Annotated in this window: 7 protein-coding genes, 2 tRNA genes and 2 rRNA genes; 1 reads left to right on the forward strand and 10 read right to left on the reverse strand. The window is 33.9% G+C overall.

Annotated features, from left to right (window positions below):
• The 7 genes from L3J35_12675 to L3J35_12705 form a co-directional block, all read right to left on the reverse strand.
• Window positions 1-2,443, reverse strand: a 23S ribosomal RNA gene (locus L3J35_12675); the annotation flags it as partial.
• A 110-nt stretch (window positions 2,444-2,553) separates the two neighbouring features.
• Window positions 2,554-2,627 (reverse strand) — tRNA-Ala (locus L3J35_12680).
• Between the two features lie 13 nt (window positions 2,628-2,640).
• Window positions 2,641-2,714 (reverse strand) — tRNA-Ile (locus L3J35_12685).
• A gap of 108 nt (window positions 2,715-2,822) precedes the next feature.
• Window positions 2,823-4,349, reverse strand: a 16S ribosomal RNA gene (locus tag L3J35_12690).
• A 751-nt stretch (window positions 4,350-5,100) separates the two neighbouring features.
• Window positions 5,101-7,416, reverse strand: coding sequence for a PAS domain S-box protein (locus L3J35_12695; protein MCF6367041.1), 2,316 nt, complete (start codon window positions 7,414-7,416; stop codon window positions 5,101-5,103).
• A gap of 11 nt (window positions 7,417-7,427) precedes the next feature.
• Window positions 7,428-9,677 carry a GAF domain-containing protein gene (locus L3J35_12700; GenBank protein MCF6367042.1) on the reverse strand — a complete coding sequence of 750 codons (2,250 nt, stop codon included), beginning with the start codon at window positions 9,675-9,677 and terminating at the stop codon, window positions 7,428-7,430.
• A 1-nt stretch (window position 9,678) separates the two neighbouring features.
• Window positions 9,679-11,301: a PAS domain-containing sensor histidine kinase gene (locus L3J35_12705; protein MCF6367043.1), complete on the reverse strand. Its 1,623-nt coding sequence runs from the start codon at window positions 11,299-11,301 to the stop codon at window positions 9,679-9,681.
• Window positions 11,302-11,479: 178 nt separating this feature from the next.
• On the opposite strand from L3J35_12705, the gene L3J35_12710 reads away from it, so the two are divergent.
• Window positions 11,480-12,682, forward strand: a complete 1,203-nt coding sequence (locus L3J35_12710) for a hemolysin family protein (protein ID MCF6367044.1) — start codon at window positions 11,480-11,482, stop codon at window positions 12,680-12,682.
• A 26-nt stretch (window positions 12,683-12,708) separates the two neighbouring features.
• Here the strand turns inward: L3J35_12710 and L3J35_12715 are convergent, their stop codons facing one another.
• The 3 genes from L3J35_12715 to L3J35_12725 all read right to left on the reverse strand — a co-directional run bounded on the left by L3J35_12715 (window position 12,709) and on the right by L3J35_12725 (window position 19,603).
• Window positions 12,709-14,250, reverse strand: coding sequence for a PorP/SprF family type IX secretion system membrane protein (locus L3J35_12715; protein MCF6367045.1), 1,542 nt, complete (start codon window positions 14,248-14,250; stop codon window positions 12,709-12,711).
• A 76-nt stretch (window positions 14,251-14,326) separates the two neighbouring features.
• Complete coding sequence (locus tag L3J35_12720; protein MCF6367046.1) at window positions 14,327-17,062, reverse strand: gliding motility-associated C-terminal domain-containing protein; 2,736 nt, start codon at window positions 17,060-17,062, stop codon at window positions 14,327-14,329.
• A gap of 126 nt (window positions 17,063-17,188) precedes the next feature.
• Window positions 17,189-19,603, reverse strand: a complete 2,415-nt coding sequence (locus L3J35_12725) for a TonB-dependent receptor (GenBank protein MCF6367047.1) — start codon at window positions 19,601-19,603, stop codon at window positions 17,189-17,191.
• Between the last annotated feature and the right edge of the window lie 221 nt (window positions 19,604-19,824).

The raw sequence follows: 19,824 nt of genomic DNA on the forward strand, positions 1-19,824 counted from the left end.
TTTTATCCTTTGAGCGACGACCCTTCCATGCGGAATCGCCGGATCACTATGCTCTACTTTCGTACCTGTTCGACGTGTCTGTCTCACAGTCAAGCACCCTTGTGCCATTGCACTCTTCTGACGGTTACCAATCGTCATGAGGGTACCTTTAGAATCCTCCGTTACTCTTTCGGAGGAGACCACCCCAGTCAAACTACCCACCAAACAATGTCTCCCATAAGGGATTAGACCACGGATATGCAAAGGGTCGTATTTCAAGGACGACTAAACTACGCCTGGCGACGCAGCATCAAAGTCTCCGACCTATCCTGCACATTACATACCCAAGATCAATGTTAAGTTGTAGTGAAGGTTCACGGGGTCTTTCCGTCCCGTTGCGGGTAATCGGCATCTTCACCGATACTACAATTTCACCGAGCTCATGGCCGAGACAGTGTTCTGATCGTTGCACCATTCGTGCAGGTCGGAACTTACCCGACAAGGAATTTCGCTACCTTAGGACCGTTATAGTTACGGCCGCCGTTTACCGGGGCTTCAATTCAGCGCTTCTCCGAAGATAACGCCCCCTCTTAACCTTCCGGCACTGGGCAGGTGTCAGGCCTTATACATCATCTTTCAATTTAGCAAAGCCATGTGTTTTTGATAAACAGTCGCCAGAACCATTTCACTGCGGCTCCGCAAAAGCGGAGCGCCCTTTCTCCCGAAGTTACAGGGCCATTTTGCCTAGTTCCTTAGCCATGAATCACTCGAGCGCCTCAGTATTCTCTACTTGACTACCTGTGTCGGTTTGCGGTACGGGCGGCAATTACCTGAAGCTTAGAAGATTTTCTTGGAAATATGATTACAGTCATTATCCGCTTGTCCGAAGACTCACGGTACTATCAGGTTCGACACAATCGGCGGATTTGCCTACCGTTTGTATATCTACACCCTTCAACGTACTATTCTGTCAGTACGCAGACTTGTCACAATTTCGTCCCTCCGTCGCAGTAAATGCCGGTACAGGAATATTAACCTGCTGTCCATCGACTACCCCTTTCGGGTTTGCCTTAGGTCCCGACTAACCCCGATCCGATTAGCGTTGATCAGGAAACCTTAGTCTATTGGCGTGCGGGTTTCTCACCCGCATTATCGTTACTTATGCCTACATTTTCTTTTCCGTATGCTCCACCAATACTCCTTACGGGTTGGCTTCTATGCGTACGGAATGCTCCCCTACCACTTCCGTCTAAAGACGGAAATCCACAGCTTCGGTAATATACTTATGCCCGATTATCATCCATGCACGACCGCTCGACTAGTGAGCTGTTACGCACTCTTTAAATGAATGGCTGCTTCCAAGCCAACATCCTAGCTGTTATAGCAGTCATACTTCGTTAGAACAACTTAGCATATATTTAGGGACCTTAGCTGATGGTCCGGGTTGTTTCCCTTTCGGACATGGACCTTAGCACCCATGCCCTCACTCCCGTGTATATCTTATAGCATTCGGAGTTTGTCAGGGTTTGATAGGCGGTGAAGCCCTCTAGCCCTATCAGTAGCTCTACCTCTATAAGACTCAACCACGAGGCTGCACCTAAATGCATTTCGGGGAGTACGAGATATCTCCCGGTTTGATTGGCCTTTCACCCCTATCCACAGCTCATCCAAACACTTTTCAACGTGTACTGGTTCGGTCCTCCATACCGTTTTACCGATACTTCAACCTGGCCATGGATAGATCACCGGGTTTCGCGTCTACCCCCACCGACTATACGCCCTGTTAAGACTCGCTTTCGCTTCGGCTTCTGAACTAAATTCATTAACCTTGCCGGGGAGGAGTAACTCGTAGGCTCATTATGCAAAAGGCACGCCGTCACATAATAAATATGCTCCGACCGCTTGTAAGCGTATGGTTTCAGGTACTATTTCACTCTTCTTCAGAAGTACTTTTCACCTTTCCCTCACGGTACTGGTTCACTATCGGTCTCTCAGTAGTATTTAGCCTTACCGGATGGTCCCGGCAGATTCACACAGAATTTCTCGAGTTCCGTGCTACTCAGGATACCTATTAAAAACAAGATTTGTATGTGTACAGGACTATCACCTTCTATGGTCTGACTTTCCAAAATGGTTCCACTTCTTTTTATCTGTTTTTGTTATATAGGTCCTACAACCCCAAATTTGCCTAGACAAAATTGGTTTGGGCTGTTCCCGTTTCGATCGCCTCTACTCAGGGAATCACTATTGTTTTCTCTTCCTCCGGTTACTTAGATGTTTCAGTTCACCGGGTTTGCTTCCAATAAATTGGATAATACTGCTTCACAGTATTGGGTTGCCCCATTCGGAAATCTTCGGATAGTAGTAGTTATTTAGCACTTCCCCGAAGCTTATCGCAGCTAGTCACGTCCTTCATCGCCTCTGAGAGCCAAGGCATCCGCCATACGCTCTTAGTAACTTTTCTTTCACCTTATTAAAATAATGAGGATTATTATTTATTTCTTATTAAAATTAATTAGAAATTTGAGTTTTCTTTCAGTATGTCAAAGAACTTTATCCGAAAAATCGGAAAAGTGGAGAATATCGGAGTCGAACCGATGACCTCCTGCGTGCAAGGCAGGCGCTCTAGCCAGCTGAGCTAATCCCCCGGCGTTAAACGTGTAGTCCCGCGCAGACTTGAACTGCGGACCTCTACATTATCAGTGTAGCGCTCTAACCAGCTGAGCTACGGGACTGTAATATCATGTAGATTACGGGACAGTCCGCTTATCCGGGTAATGTTATAAATAAAAAAAGGTTAGGTAAAAGAAACTTGACAATCCAGTTATAAATCTTGTCTCTAAAAAGGAGGTGTTCCAGCCACACCTTCCGGTACGGCTACCTTGTTACGACTTAGCCCCAGTTACTAATTTTACCTTAGGCCGCTCCTTACGGTTACAGACTTCAGGTACCCTCAGCTTCCATGGCTTGACGGGCGGTGTGTACAAGGCCCGGGAACGTATTCACCGTGCCGTTGCTGATGCACGATTACTAGCGAATCCACCTTCATGAAGTCGAGTTGCAGACTTCAATCCGAACTGAGATCAGTTTTTGAGATTTGCATCACCTCGCGGTGTAGCTGCCCTTTGTACTGACCATTGTAACACGTGTGTAGCCCCGGATATAAGGGCCGTGCTGACTTGACGTCATCCCCACCTTCCTCACACCTTACGGTGGCAGTCTCGCTAGAGTCCTCAGCTTAACCTGTTAGCAACTAACGATAGGGGTTGCGCTCGTTATGGGACTTAACCCGACACCTCACGGCACGAGCTGACGACAGCCATGCAGCACCTTGCAGTCCGCCCGAAGGGGTTCCGATTTCTCAGAATTTCGTCCTGCATTTAAACCCGGGTAAGGTTCCTCGCGTATCATCGAATTAAACCACATGTTCCTCCGCTTGTGCGGGCCCCCGTCAATTCCTTTGAGTTTCATTGTTGCCAACGTACTCCCCAGGTGGAACACTTAATGCTTTCGCTCAGTCACCTACAGTATATTGCAGACAACGAGTGTTCATCGTTTACGGCGTGGACTACCAGGGTATCTAATCCTGTTCGCTCCCCACGCTTTCGTGCATGAGCGTCAGTAATAGTTTAGTAAGCTGCCTTCGCAATCGGTGTTCTGTGTAATATCTATGCATTTCACCGCTACACTACACATTCCGCCTACCTCAACTATACTCAAGAAACGCAGTATCAATGGCAGTTCTACAGTTAAGCTGTAGGATTTCACCACTGACTTACATTTCCGCCTGCGCACCCTTTAAACCTAATAAATCCGGATAACGCTTGGATCCTCCGTATTACCGCGGCTGCTGGCACGGAGTTAGCCGATCCTTATTCTTACGGTACCGTCAGCTGATTACACGTAATCAGGTTTCTTCCCGTATAAAAGCAGTTTACGACTCGTAGAGCCTTCATCCTGCACGCGGCATGGCTGGTTCAGGCTTTCGCCCATTGACCAATATTCCTCACTGCTGCCTCCCGTAGGAGTCTGGTCCGTGTCTCAGTACCAGTGTGGGGGACCATCCTTTAAGACCCCCTAAGCATCATCGACAACTTGGTGAGCCGTTACCTCACCAACAATCTAATGCTACGCATGCCCATCCATAACCGTCGGAACTTTAAGATTCAAGAGATGCCTCAAGAAAATATTATTGGGTATTAATCCGAATTTCTCCGGGCTATCCCCAAGTTATGGGTAGGTTGCATACGCGTTACTCACCCGTGCGCCGGTCGTCGTCTGAAAGCAAGCTTTCTCCGTTACCCCTCGACTTGCATGTGTTAAGCCTGCCGCTAGCGTTCATCCTGAGCCAGGATCAAACTCTTCGTTGTAAAAAAATTTAATTATTGTTAGCTCAAGATTTATTCTGTTAAGTAATTGACAAGTTTCTTGTATTTTACCTTAACCTTTCATTATTTTCAAAGAACTTTTTTCTTATATTTAAAAAGGATTGCAAAGATAAAAACTATTAGTTTAACCTGCAAAACTTTTTCATTATTTTCAAAACTTTTTTCTTACTTCTTTAATCTTTCTGTGCTCGTTTTAAAAGCGGATGCAAAGGAAACAATTATTATTTAATCTGCAAAACTTTTTTTAACTTTTTTAAAACTTTTTTTCTTAACTTTTTTAATCTTTCTGTGCTCGTTTTAAAAGCGGATGCAAAGGAAACAATTATTATTTAATCTGCAAAACTTTTTTTAACTTTTTTAAAACTTTTTTCCTTAACTCTTTTTAATCTTTCTGTGCTCGTTTTAAAAGCGGATACAAAGGAAATAATTATTATTTAATCTGCAAAACTTTTTTTAACTTTTTTAAAACTTTTTTCCTTAACTCTTTAATCTTTCTGTGCTCGTTTTAAAAGCAGGCGGGTAAGTGAAATAGCTTTAATTTTAACTGTTAAAATTATTTTGGAAAAAACGTTATGTTTTCCTCCCGACAGACTACAATATGATGTTTATCAGAAATTTGCAAATATCTTTTTTTTGTTGAGTTGCGGTTATTACAGTTTTTGCGGCGGGGGACCTAAGCCCTGTTTGCACCACATCTATTAAAATAACCAGATAAATCGGAGTTACCGTTTTATTAACCTGATGCTTTAAGTTTATCGAGTTCTGTCTTCATTTTGGTAATATCGTGTGCAAAGAATAAAACACGAGTAATTTTTCCTTCGGTGTTATAATAAGGGGTATAGGTTGCAGAAAGCCACTTTTCTTTACCTGACTTGGTATATCTTTTCACTTGTGTTTTAACAGGAATGCCTTTTGCAACTTGCAGAATTATAAGTCCTAAATCTTCTTTTTGATCTTTTACAATATCGAAAACATTTGCCCCTATAATATCTTCGGGAGAGAATCCCATTATCTCTTCATATTTTTCATTGGAATTAACCACAACTCCGTCAAGGGTATATTCAACAGTTAGAACTGTGTGGTTAATTGCATTCATAATACTTTTACTTTCAGCATTTTGCATATCAATTTCTGCTTGAATTCTTTGCAGTTCTTCAACTTTTGTTTCCAGTTCTTTTTCTTTATTTGCAAGTTCTTTTGTTTGTTTTCTGGATATAAGCAATAATTCGGCTGTTTTAGTATTGATTAATGAAGCATCTATCCATGCACCTATATTATCACTTAATTGTTCAATGAATTCAATAACATATTCTTCGGGTTGTTTTAGGAATGCCAATTCAATGACTGCATTTATTTTTTCTTGATAAAATACGGGTATTACACTTATATTTGAAGGGATACCATTGCCTAAACCGGATGCAATTTTTATATAATCATAGGGGACTTTGTTCAGAATAATCTTTTTCTTTTCAATTACACATGCACCGACAATCCCCTCTCCGACTTTAAAGGTTTTGTTAATTTGTTTTCTGTTTTCGTAAGCATAAGACGCTGTTAATGTTATTATTTGAGAATCCGGGTCGTACAAATAAATTCCTCCTATTACGGCATTTGTATAATTAACAAGTTCTTGTAAGATATTAAATGTTAAATCTTTAATATTATTTTCACTTTTTCTTTCTGCTTCCGAGACTTCAAACCGTCCCTTTCTCATCCATAATTGTTTGTATGTTGTTTTCTTTTGTAAAAGGTTTTCTTCTTCGGCTGTTTTTAGGTTCTGAGCTATTTTATTTATTGATACGGATAAAATATCATCTTCGCCTTTTTGTTTTACCTTTTCGTTATAATTACCGTTTGCAATATTATAACTTATATCGGCTGCTTCTTTTATATTCTCAGACACTTTATTAAGTCCGACAGCTATTTTATCAAATTCATTATTATAGTTATTATTTTCGCTTAATTCAATAAGTTCTCCTCGACTCAGTTTTTTAACTACTTTTACTAAAGAATTAATCGGATTAAAAGTTTTTTTAATAAAAAAAAGTACTGTAAATAATCCTAAAACCAGGATTAACGATACAATTAATAATGCCTTATAAATATCTGACATTAACTTTTGTGTTAATGTAATTGTCGGCAATATTGTAATTAATTCCCAACTTACGTTAGTTTCCTCGGCATTAAATGAATTTACAACAGCTTTATATTTTCCTCCTTTAATGTTATTTTCGTTTAGTTTTAGAGAGTTATATATTTCTTGTTCTTTTGTGTTAGAATTTAATATGTTTTTTCCTGATAACCAAGGCTTTTCAGTAATAAAGACTATATTGTTATTTTCAGTCAGAAGCACTAATTCGGCATCTACTCCGTATTCATAATATATTATTGAATTAATAATTTCAGCGACTTCCGATAATGAAAAGTTAATGCCTACGGCACCTATAACTTTATTGTGTTTATATATGGGTTTTGCAATTGTAAGCACTGTTTCGTCTGTTTCAAGAAGGTTTAAATTAAACGGTTCAGACATATATGTATATTGTTCGTATTCCCGATAATTTAACTTCATCAAATCAAATGTATATCTTCCTGTTTCAGAAACAGTAGGAATAACTTCGTTGTTTGAATTATAAAAAGACAAGCTGTATGATTGCACATCATCGTTATTTGAGTTTGTTTGTAAATTTTCGGAAATGAAGTTTTCATCCATTAATAAAAACAAATGTGTTATGTCTTTGTTTGATTCCAGAAAACTTTTCAAGAGGTTGATTTCGGTTTTATTTAATTGAAGTCTTCCGCTTTCTGTTTTGTTTTGAATTATTTCGAAGATAAAATTTAATAATTCTACTCCTCTGTTAAGTTCTGCCTCAATTTTAACGGTATAATTATCGTTAATTATTTCTGTTATTTCGACAGCTTTTTTGTCGGTCGTGTGTGTTACTGATATAATCGTATAAATTACCACAGATAATATCGTGAAAAAAAATACGGTAATTATCAAAATGAATAATTTCTTTTTTATGTTTAAGTTTTTAAATATTTTCACTTTTACAGGTCTTAATTATATATTGTACCTATTGATAATATCCTGAATATTTTTCTTCTTACATTTCGGATAGGGACATAGTTTTGAATAAAGGTATATTCTTTTCCTTTAATAATAAATGATTCTTTTAATGTTTGTGCTTTATTATTTGCTAATTCGTCCCAAAACTTATTATACGTTTTTTCATATCCGGAAATTGGAATAAGGTCTTTATGGTGTAGAGAAATAATATTACTTTTTTGAATATCGAACAAGTCTAATGTTTTTCTGCTGATATCCATAATTGTGCCTTTTAAATCATACTCAATCATAAATGTAACAGATTTTATTGACTCAATTATTTCGATTAACTGAAGTATTTCCTTATCTAATTTTCGATTTTGTTTACGGTGTGTATTAATTTTTTCTTCAAGTGTACGCCTCTGGTCTTCAATTTCTTTTGACTGAATTCTTGTTTGAGTTAAAAGTTCTTCGGTTTTTTGTGAATGTTTAATGTTTGATATGGTTGAAGCGATGCTTTCTCCGACTTCTTCTACAAACTTAATTTTATATTCTTCAATTTCATTAATACCAGCCAGCTCAATAACCGCTTGGACTTGATTGTTAAAAATAAGGGGGACGATTAATAAACATTTTGGTTCTTCTTCTCCGAAACCTGATTCGATTGATGAATAATTTTCGGGGACTTCGGTAATATAAATGCTTTCTTTTTCAAGATATGCTCTTCCGACAAGCCCCTCATTGATTGAAATAATCTTTTCTGCAATTCTTTTTTTATTATATGAATATGATGCCGTCATCTTTAATACAGGATTATTTTCTTCGTCTTCACTGATAATAAATAAACCTCCTTGTTCTATTCCCAAAAATTTAGTAATGCTCTTCAAAATATTAAACGACAGGTCTTCAAGGCTTGTTACATATTGCAATAAGCCTGCTATTTCAGCATTACCTAAGCTCAATTCATCTTTAAGTTTGATTTCGGCTTCTTGTATTTTCTTTTCGGCAAAGTTTTGTTTCAGCAGTTCTTGCAGGTTTTTTAAAGGTGCGTTTATTGAACTGTTTTCAATCAAAGGACTAATATTAATGTCTGCATTCCCTTCTGACAAGCTTTCTATTACTCCGAAAAGTTCTGAATAATAGTTTTTTAATTCACTAATCACTTTTATGTCGGTTAGTTTTTCTCTAACGGAATGTTCAAGAATATTGGATTTGTCAAGTATTATATTTTTATACTGCCGGAGAATAAGTTGCTTAGATTTTGCATCCTTTATGTGGAACAGAATAAAAGTTGCAAAGAATAAGACTATAAATATTATTATATAATACAGCAGTCTTTTTTTATAAACATTGTAACTCTTTAAAACAGTATCTTCGGAAACTACAAAACCTATATAAAGTTGCAATTCGGGATAAAAAGAAATATAAAAATAGTTATCTTGATATTTAAAATTATTATACTTTTCTTTTAATGCTAATATCGTTTTTATTAATATATCTTCACTTTTTGGGTTTTTAAATACTTGTGCATTACTGATAAGTTCTTCATTTTTTTTATTTATTAAAAAAAACTTCCGGTTTTCATTGTTATATATTTTTCCGATTGTAGCCGGAATAAATTCAGGCAAACTAATTTGCAGTATAACTTCAATATTTCCGTTAATAAAAATGGGAATGTATGAATTAAGTTCTGTATCTGTTGCTGTATATTCTCTGCTGATATGTTGCTTGCCGGCTTCAATATCTCTCACAATTTGGTGTGCATTTGCCATGAATACAGGTATTTCATTATTCTGAATCCCGGCTCTGCTTGAAGCAATACGAACGTATCCGCCGTCAATTTTTTGCCATACGCTAAGGTATGTATTTGTCATATAAGTAATTCGTACAGGAAGTGAATTATTTAAAAATAATGGTTTATTCCCGATAAGGAATTTACATATTTTTATTTTTTGTGTAATTCCTTTATCAACCATATCAATAAAAACAGAATCGTATTCTTTTTTTATTATGGGTTCTGATTCTTTTATGTAATCTAAAAAAATACGTTCGGATGTTTTTAATTTATTTAGGTTAGCCTTATTATTTAATAAAATAAAGCGTTCTAATCGCTCCAATTCATCAGATTGAAGCTTTTCTGCTTTATTTATTTCATTATTTTGGTAGTTTCTCAGCAACAACAGCATTGCAACAAAGACAACTATCAGAAATGCCGAAAAAAATATAGCCCTTAAATTATTTCGTATAAATGTTTTAAACATATTATTTTTGCTCAACAGGTAAAAAAATTGAGATAACGGTACCGTTATCTACACTACTGTCAATTTCAATTTTGCCGTTATGCCTTTCAACAAATTCTTTTGTTAAAATAATTCCTAAACCTGTTCCTTTCTCTTTATTTGTTCCATAAGTAGAAAAGAACTCTTTCGAGTTTAATATTTTATCAATATTCTCTTTAGAGATACCGACTCCGTCATCTTTTATCCAAAACTTAACATATTCAGCACCTCTTTCTTGAACAGAATCAATGCCTATTTCTACTGTCCCTTCATTATTTGTATATTTTACGGCATTTGAAATTAAGTTTCTTATGACAGTGTGTATCATGTGTTCGTCTGCAAAAACATAATACTCTTGATTAATTTTATTTATTAGAGTTAAATTCTTGGTTTCAAAATTAGGTTTAAATAATGTTAAAACATCTTCAATAATATCATTCAGTAATATTTCTTCGCGAATAAAAAATGTTTCACCACTTTCATTTTTTGCCCAAAATAAAAGATTAACCAATAAGTTATATGCTGCACCTGCCGAATCTCTTACCGGTTTAACAATATCAATTATTTCTTTTTTATCAAGTTCATTAATGTCATCAATAATAATATCTAAAGCACTTGTGATATTCCCTACAGGACCTCTTAAATCGTGTGCAATAATTGAAAACATAGTATCTTTAATTGCACCTGAAACTTGCAGTTCTTCTGATTGTTTATTAATTTTCTCATTTTGCAAGGTTAATTTGTGCAGTGTATCTTCATATTGGCTGTTTTGTTCTTTAATTTTGGTAAGAGCAATTTTCTCAACAGTAATGTCTATTGAGGTTAAAAGCATAACTTTTCTGTTATCAACCCATTGAATATATCCGTATGAAATTTGATACCATTTTTTTGTGTTTTCTTCATAAAAATCTGTTCCGCTGAATTTTCCCAACGGAGCATTTCGCTTATTAAGAATATTTACTTGGCATGTTTTACATTGTTCATTGCTGTTAAAAAATGCTTTGTGACAAATTTTTCCGACATTTTCACCAAAAACATCACCGGCTTTATTATTCATAAAAAGAATTTTAAAGCTGACAGGGTCAATAACATATATTATTGCATTTACACTATCGGTAACCCTTTGAAAAGTATCATAAGATTTGTTAACTGCTCTTTCTGCAAGCGAATCTTCTGTAATATCACGAAAAACGGCAATACCGCCCTTTATTGTTTTTTCATTATATTCAAAAACCGACGGTTTTGCATGAACAGAAATAAATAATTCTAGATTTTTAAAATTTGAAATATATTTCCCCTCATAAAATCCTTCATGCCCGATTAATACTTGGTTAAATGCGGGAAGAATTCGTTTATCACTTGTTTCGCTTATCTGAAAATTACAAATATCACTTTTTTTTATATTGAAAATTTCTAAAAATGTGTTGTTAACGTCAATAACCTTTAAGTTTTCATCAAACAACAAAATACCGACGGGGATTTCATTGTAAACTCTATTATGACATTGATGAACAGGCAATTTATTTTTCAACTTATGTATATCATTAAGAAGTTTTTGATTTTCTTCTTTCAATTTGTTAACTGTATTGATATACTCTTTATTCATCTTTAAACAGATTTTAAAACAAAATTAACAGAAATATTTTAATTTTACATTTTAATATTGATTTAATAAAATTAACACCCGGATATTTCTGTTTTAAATTAATGTATTTTATATAATGTCGTTATCTTTTTTATCGGTTATTTTTTTTTCCTTAATATTTTCTGCTTTTTTTTCAGGAATGGAAATTGCTTTTATCTCAGCCAACAGGCTTAAAATTGAGTTAAATAAAAAGCAAAATTCTGCTTCTTCAAAAATTATTAATTTATTTATAAATAATCCCGGTCAGTATATTTCTACAATGTTGGTAGGAAATAATATTGCCCTTGTTTTATACGGTATTTTTTTTGCGAAACTTGCCGAACCCTTTATTAAACAAATTATTCATACAAATGACTTTATTGTTCTTTTGGTTCAAACAATATTTTCAACATTATTAATACTTGTTACGGCTGAATTTTTACCAAAAACAATATTTCGTCAAAATTCTAACTTTTTGCTACAAAAATTAGCCGTTCCGGTATTAATTTTTTATATTATCTTCTTCCCTGTTGCTAAAATTACTGTTCGTTTTTCTAATATCTTCATAAGCATTATTACTAAAAACAAAAGCACAGGAAAAAACAAAAATATTGTTTTAAAAAAAGTTGATTTAGATAACTTTCTTGCAGATAACGAAGAAAGTATTGATGATAAAAAAGAAACAGCCGGAGAGGTGAAAATATTTAAAAATGCACTTGATTTTTCAGATATAAAAATAAGAGAGTGTATGGTTCCGAGAAATGAAATTATTGCAGAAAATATCACAACTGAGATTACGGCACTTAAAAAAAAGTTTATAGAAACCGGGTTTTCAAAAATATTTATATATAAAGACAATATTGATAATTTGATAGGATATGTGCATACATTAGCAATGTTTAAACATTCCAAAACAATTAAAGCGGCAATGACTGAACTTACGGTAGTTCCGGAAACAATGCCTGCAAATAAGTTATTGAACAAGCTTTTAAAAGAACACAAAAGTGTTGCTGTGGTTGTTGATGAGTTCGGCGGAACATCAGGAATTGTTACATTGGAAGATATTATAGAAGAAATATTCGGAGAAATTGAAGATGAGCATGATGCAAGTGTTTTTATTGAACAACAAATTAATAATAATGAGTTTATATTTTCGGCACGTATTGAAATTGACTATCTTAATGATAAATACAAATTAACTCTTCCTGAATCAGAGGAATTTGAAACACTTGCAGGTTATATTTTTTATCTTCACGAGCAAATTCCCCGAAAAAATGAAATTATTGAAACTGACCAATATACTTTTGAGATTTTAGAAGTCGGAGGTCCTAAGATAGAGAAAGTAAGGTTGATAATAAAGTAAAGCCGCTCTTTTTGAACGGCTTTTATCTATTCTTTAATAATTGAAAAACTGACTCTTCTGTTTTTCTTCCTGTTTGCCTCACTTGTGTTAGGTACAATGGGCTCTGCATCTAATTTTAAATCAGTAGAAATTTGTGAAGCAGATACACCTTTACTGATTAAATAATAGCTTACTGCTTCTGCCCTGTCTCTTGAATATATTGTATTTACTTCTTCGGAACCGATATCGCATGTATGTCCTGAAATTAAAACTCTGATATTTGAATTATTTTTAATTAAACCGGCAACTTTGTTCAAATACTCCCTTGATTCTTTTGATAACATTGCAGACCCTAACTCAAAATGAACACCTTTTTCTAATATTTTCATTTCTTGCTCAGAAAGATGCCTTAAATGATGTTGCCTTATTGAATCTTGTATTGCTTGTTCGATTGAGTCCAACCTTGCTTGTTCGATTGCTTCAAGTCTTGCCTTTTCAATTGCTGCAAGCCGTGCTTGTTCAATTGAATCTGTATTTACAATATTTTTTGCTTCTTCAATTTTTCTGACTTCTTCTTTATGCATAGAATCTGTTAATGCTATGATATTATTATAAAACCCGTAGTTATTTGAAGATACATACTCCTCATAAGTTTTATCACCAATTTTAGCTTTTAATTTATGATTGTATTCAGGGTCTGTAATTAAAGTATCTTCAAGGGTCTTTCTGTGCTTAAAGAAACCGTATGAAATCATTATTTCATGTGAAGGACCTCCGAGTGCAGACAAAGCTCCGGAATTAGTTTCATAGGCATAAGCCAAGCCCACTTTTTTCAAATTAACACCTAATGAAACCGCAATACTGCCGTTTACTTTATAAGTCGGTTGTACCCAAAAAACATTCTCATAGTTTATAAATAGGTTAATTTGATAAGTCAGTATTTTAGCAGATCCGTATGTAAAAACAGATGAAGGTTTAAATTCCCACTTCTTACTTTTTGAGTATAAGCTGTATGACATAAACGACCAATAATTACTATAAACAATACCGGTTGTTTTGTATAAAACAGGAGTGGCTAAATCAAATTCAAAGTTTTTATATTTATAACTTAATCCTGCTCCTGCAAAAAAGACATTCTTTTTTATGTAATCAGGATTTAATGTGGGGTCGTATTGTAAAGGATCTAAAATTACAAGTCCGTCGTTATTAAAAGCTCTTTGCATTGCACCGACATTAATTCCGAAAGCTAAAACATTGTTTTTTGCTATCTTTGTTCTGAAAGCATAATCTAATCTTCCGGATAAGGTTTCAATCAAGCCCAAGCGTTCACTCTTTATCAAACCTCCGAAATTCATTTTACCCGTAAGCGGAGAATGTAAACCTACAGATGCAGTTTGTCCTGCATTTTCAATGCCTGTTAAGTTATCTCTGAAAACAATAAACGCAGCTAACTGTTCTTTGTCTCCGGTGTGAGCCGGATTATAGTAAAACAGATTCTGTGTATAAAAATTATGAATATTATAAATTTGAGCCTCTCCTTTAACAAAAGAATATATCAAAAAAGCAAACAGCAGTATTTTTTTAATCATATTATATTGTTTTCATAGCTAAAATAATATAATGCGTGCAAATAGCGTGCAAACAGAATAAAGTTTTCAAAAAACCTTACCGCATTAATGTAATTGTACCTTTTCGTTCAGCACCTTCTGAAATAATTGAATAGTAATACACACCGGGGTTCAATCTTTCTCCGTTGTATCTTCTGCCGTTCCACTCACTTCTGTAATCGTCTGATACAAAAACTACATTACCGTGTTTATCAAAAATTGAAACCCTATAACGAGTTGCATCATTTCCTTTTACTACCCATGTATCATTAACACCGTCTCCGTTAGGAGAAATATAATTTGTAACTAATAAATCTCCTGCCGGAACTTCTGTTAAATTAATAAATAAGTTAAATTCTGAGAACAAATCTGCCGAAGTACTCGAATATACTTTAATCAGATATTTAAAAACCGGATTAACGGAGTATTCCAACAATTGCGTGTTTGAAACTGTAACAACTCCGTCAGAACTAATATTAAAGGCATCTCCGTTATCATTAATTGCTACTTCAAACAATAAGGTCTGTGATGCATCTGAAACAGTTGCCTCCAACTGTCCGACTACAGTTCCGTTCGGGCTATGTTCAGGTATTGTAAATTCTTGGTCATAAACAATAGGTGCATAATTTACTCCTACAATAATATTTAATCCGTAATCTGATGTACTGTAATTTATACCGTCACTTACCTTAAATCCACCCGTAAATGTTCCTTCGCTGCTCGGTGCATAACGGAATTTTCCGGCTGCTATATCTGAAACTAATATTTCATGTCCTGCAAAAATCTCTTCTCCCGTTGTCATAGAATTTGTTCCGTCATTATCAATATATAAACTTCCTCCTGTAATATTCTGTGTTATTAACAACTTCGTAAACTGGTCATTGTCAGCATCATTAAAAACAAAATCACTTTGAGCAAAAGAAACATCAACCCCTAAATCTGTAACTTTATCTACCGCCCCGCCTGTTGGTAAAGAGTTATTACCTGATGAGACCATATACAAACCGGATATATTCAAGTTTGCGGCTGAAATATTTCCTGCCGCTGTCGGTGTGGTAGTCGAAGTTGTATTTTCCCATTCAAAATTTACTTCATTATATAAATTAAGATTTGCATTTGCAAAGTTATATTGACCTCCCTCTGCGGATAAATCCCAGTCTAAATCAAGATTATATGTTGTATTTAAATTTGATATAATTTCCCATGTTAAATACACAAGGTTTCCGTATGTTAATGTATCACCATAATAACCACTTGATAAAACAGGTTCCCTTACATCAACCGTAAACAAATCATTTGCAGCCGCCAATATAGCTACAGGAGCATATTTGTCAAACGTACCTACCGGAAAAATGAATGAGGTTCCTCCTATCAGATTAGAAGTTACATTCCCTCCGATTGCTGTAATAATATAGCTGGATGCACTTCCTCCTGAGGTTGTAATCCCTGAAGCGAGTCTAATGTTTTTTCCTGAAACCAAAATATTTCCGTTTGCTAAATCTAAACCGTCATTAATAATCAAATTCGAGATAACATCAACTGACAAACCCGGTCTGTTAACACTAAAAACACTTAAAATATTTTTATTGCCGAGTTCATTAAAAGCTAAAATCATTTGAGTTCCTGTTCCGCTTGTCAAATATAGTGAAGATGTTGCACCGGAACCCAAAACACCGGATTCGCATAATATGTCTCCTCCGACAACTAAACTTTGGTCGAAAAAATTAAACTCACCGCTTGTAACATTAACTGTTCCGTTTACATTAATTGTATTTATTTGCCCGTTTACAGAAATAATATTAACAATTGCTTGAATATCCAGAATATTCCCTACAGACAAAATTTCAAAATTTGATCCTCCTGCGAGATTTTTAATATCAAAATTAACAACTCCGGAAGTACCGTTAATATATCCGCTGTTTATAAACCGAAAAGAACCACAATCCAAATCTATTTGTCCGGCATTAACGTTTATTCCTCCGGTAATATCAACAGATTCATTTTCTGTTCCTTCAAATGTAAAAGTTCCGTTAACAACAGACAATGAGTTAAACGTAAAAGTTCCGGTTCCTGTCGACAAAACAATGATATCCGCAGGAGTATCGACAATAATATGCCCGTATGTTTTACCCGAACAATAAATATCACCGCTTACATCTTCCTTTATGTAATAATAACTTTCAGTTTCAAAAGTTGTAACATTCCAATCCGGTGAACCGAAAGGAGAACCTCCGCCGTAGTGATAATAAATTGCCCCGTTTTTAAAAGTAACGGTATTCGGATTCATATTACCCAGCGGAAATCCGGTAAGGTTAATACCTGCCGAAAAAATAGAGGTAGAATCAAAAACCAATTGAGAAACAGAAGACATAGACATGAATGTGTGTGCAGCATTATCTAAAAAGACACCTCCGCTGATAAAAGCATGGTCGGTCGAAATCTGAATAGGAAATAATGATTGTAGAATATTTAAGGTAGAGTTAACATCAATATAAATATCAAAAATATTTGCAAAAACGCTTTGTGCAGATTCAAACGTAACAGCAGTAGAATTTAAAATTTTCATTCCTCCCAAATTTATATTTGAAGGAATATCAGTAATTAAAACAGCTGCTCCGTTTGAAAAAACAATTGTATCATTTGAATTAACAGGCAAGCCGGCAGGAGACCAGTTAGCCGAAGTTGTAAAACTGCTTCCGTTACCACCCACCCATGTATAAGTTACTTGCGAGTAAAAAGTTATACATAAAGACAGAAAAAAAAGGGTTAATATTAAAAATTTAAGGTTCTTCATAGCAGTATATTTTAAATTTAACACAACAAAAACTATATCGTATAAAATATAATATACGATATAAAATTCAAAAAGTTTAATAAAAAGACTACTTTTTCAGAAAAACGGTTGCACCGGCAATATTATTTATTGAAATATGTAGGTATAGCTTAAACTCGGGAAAAAAGGAAGCGTTGAATAATTAATAAGTTGATAACTACCTGTATTTGACATTACACCTTTTTTAAAATCAACATAATCGGGGTTCTTTCTGTTGAATATATTATAAATATGAAATCCGAACTTATGGTTATCAATTGAATAATTTACAAATAAATCTGCTCTGCGATAAGCCGGAAGTTTATAAGAATTTATTTCATTTGTTGCTTTAATTAATATTCCTTCTTGAGAAAATACAGGATTTTCGATGTGGTTGCTTGATAAAGTTCCTTCAGTAAAATTGTAAGGAATATAATTTTGCTTATTTATTGTAACATAATTTCCGGATTGATATTGCCAATTAATTCCGACATTAAAATCTTCGTTAATTTTATACATCATTTCAAGTTTAAAATCATGTAAATTATTATGCCTGTATGAAAATTGTTGTGAGAAATTTAAATTTTCAAATTCCCTGTCAGAAACAGTAATATAATGTGCCGTTTTAAATATGAATTTTTTGAACTTCTTCTCTAAAAGTATTCTTAATCCGTATTTATTCTCTTTACCTTGCTCAATTCTGTCTTTTAAATTTTTTCCGGGTAAAACAAATTTACTGTCATAATTAAAAAAACCGTATTGCTCTTTATATTCTGCAACATTAATTGAATTCTCATAAAAAGCACTCCCTGTTAAATCTATGTCATAAGGCAATTTAATTAAAATTCCTGCTGAAACATGATGTGTAAACTGAGGTAAAATATTTTCATCAGAAGCAACAAAAATATCAGAACTCAAACCGACTTGACGATTGGCAAGTAAATGTATGTATTGTTTGTAATTTGAATATGAGGCATTTAATTTAAGATTTTTAAACAGTTTATAGGTTGCATAAAATCTCGGTTGAACAGAAAAATAAGTTTTGTTTGCCGTTTTGAATGTTGAAAAATGAACACCTCCTTGTAAGGTCAGCTTGTCTGAAACAATATACCTGTCTTGTGCAAAAACAATATATTCTTGAGCATTATATGTGTCGGCATTCCACATTGTATCAATATGGTTATTATTTATAAAATCATGCAGCGTTAGGTTTGCTTTTACCGGCTTAAAATGACGGTTAACAGCACTTGCTCCGAATTGTAACGAATTTTCAAAGTTTAAGTTATATTTAAATTTGACATTTATCCCTACATCTTCATTACCGGTAATATATTCTGCAATATAATCATTAATACGTGAACGTTCTCCGGTAAGTAAGCCTATCGAATCTCCTTCAAAATCATAATTCAAATTATATTTGCTGTATGAAACATAAACTTCACTTACAAAATCAGGAGAGAATATATGTTCCCATTTCAATGAAGATAGTGTATTACTTGTTTTTTCAATAATTCTTCTGTTAAATAAAAATTGCCCGTTTTCTTCTGAGGTTTCATAAATATTGCTGTTTCTATTTGTTAAAAAACTAAAATTAAACTTATTATTCTCATTAAGTTGGTGTGAATATTTAAGATTCAAATCAAAAAATGAAGGTTTTATCCATGATGCTTCTTCACTTTTGAATAAATCTGTGTACGGATTATTAAAAAATGTTTTTCGAGCAGACACATAAAAAGATGAATTATTCTCAATAACAGGACCTTCGGCAAAAATTGATGCTCCGAACAAACTGATTGTTCCGCCGCCGGAATATCTTCGTTTATGTCCTTCTTTCAAGTTAATATCTAACACAGGAGCAATATACCCGTTGTAACTTGCAGGGAAATTACCGTAATAATATTGATATGACTGTATATTCTGATTATCAACTAACTGAATAAAATTAAAACTTTGTTTTGTTGAATATAACCTTGCACCGTCAATAAAAGTTAAAGTTTGATTTATACCGTTTCCGTTTCTCAAAAGAAATTCATCTAAAGGTATTAAAACTGTCTTTTTTTCAATTTTGGGAATAATAAAAAAAGATGATTCAATAGCATCTTCTGTTTCTGTTAATTCTGCAACAACTACTTTTTCTGCTATTTTTAAAGAATTTTCCTCAAGTTTCCAATTTATCTCATCATCTTCAACTTTAACTTCTTCTATTTCTGTATTACTTTTTAAAAAAACTGTAATAACAGTATCTTTATATAAAAACAGATTAATAACAGTATCCTTAAACCCTATGTATGCAAACTTCAGGTAAACATCATTTTTAGAAAATTCTAAATTAAAATAGCCTTCTGTATCAGTAGGAGTTCCGTGTATTGCAGCATTTAGTTCAAATACTGCCGCACCTATTATAGGTTTTTCGTTTTTTAAATCTTTAACATATCCGCTTACTGAATATTTTTCTTGCGAAAAGGAAGCAGTTGTTCCGATAAAAATTAACAATAATCCGAGAAACAATTGTTTAAAAGTCATAACATTAAATTAATTTAAGATTAAAGTAGAATCTTCATCATAAGCAGTTTTATTTGCTATAACGTAATTTTCTCGCAAAATTATTTAAAATGTTTGTTAATTCTACTTTACGAAGTTAAAAAAATGCTCGAAATAATGAAAAAAAGTTGTTAGTTTGATTGTAAATTGTTAATTTAGAACAAATTATACAAGCTATTAATATCGCTGATTTTATTTGATAA

The sequence above is a fragment of the Bacteroidales bacterium genome, from assembly GCA_021648725.1.
Taxonomy (GTDB): domain Bacteria; phylum Bacteroidota; class Bacteroidia; order Bacteroidales; family JAADGE01; genus JAADGE01.

Bases quoted from the DNA above. Each gene is read 5' to 3' on its own strand.
- L3J35_12725 (MCF6367047.1), bottom strand. From the start codon at position 19,603: ATGACTTTTAAACAATTGTTTCTCGGATTATTGTTAATTTTTATCGGA.
- L3J35_12720 (MCF6367046.1), bottom strand. From the start codon at position 17,062: ATGAAGAACCTTAAATTTTTAATATTAACCCTTTTTTTTCTGTCTTTA.
- L3J35_12705 (MCF6367043.1), bottom strand. From the start codon at position 11,301: ATGAATAAAGAGTATATCAATACAGTTAACAAATTGAAAGAAGAAAAT.
- L3J35_12700 (MCF6367042.1), bottom strand. From the start codon at position 9,677: ATGTTTAAAACATTTATACGAAATAATTTAAGGGCTATATTTTTTTCG.
- L3J35_12715 (MCF6367045.1), bottom strand. From the start codon at position 14,250: ATGATTAAAAAAATACTGCTGTTTGCTTTTTTGATATATTCTTTTGTT.
- L3J35_12710 (MCF6367044.1), top strand. From the start codon at position 11,480: ATGGAAATTGCTTTTATCTCAGCCAACAGGCTTAAAATTGAGTTAAAT.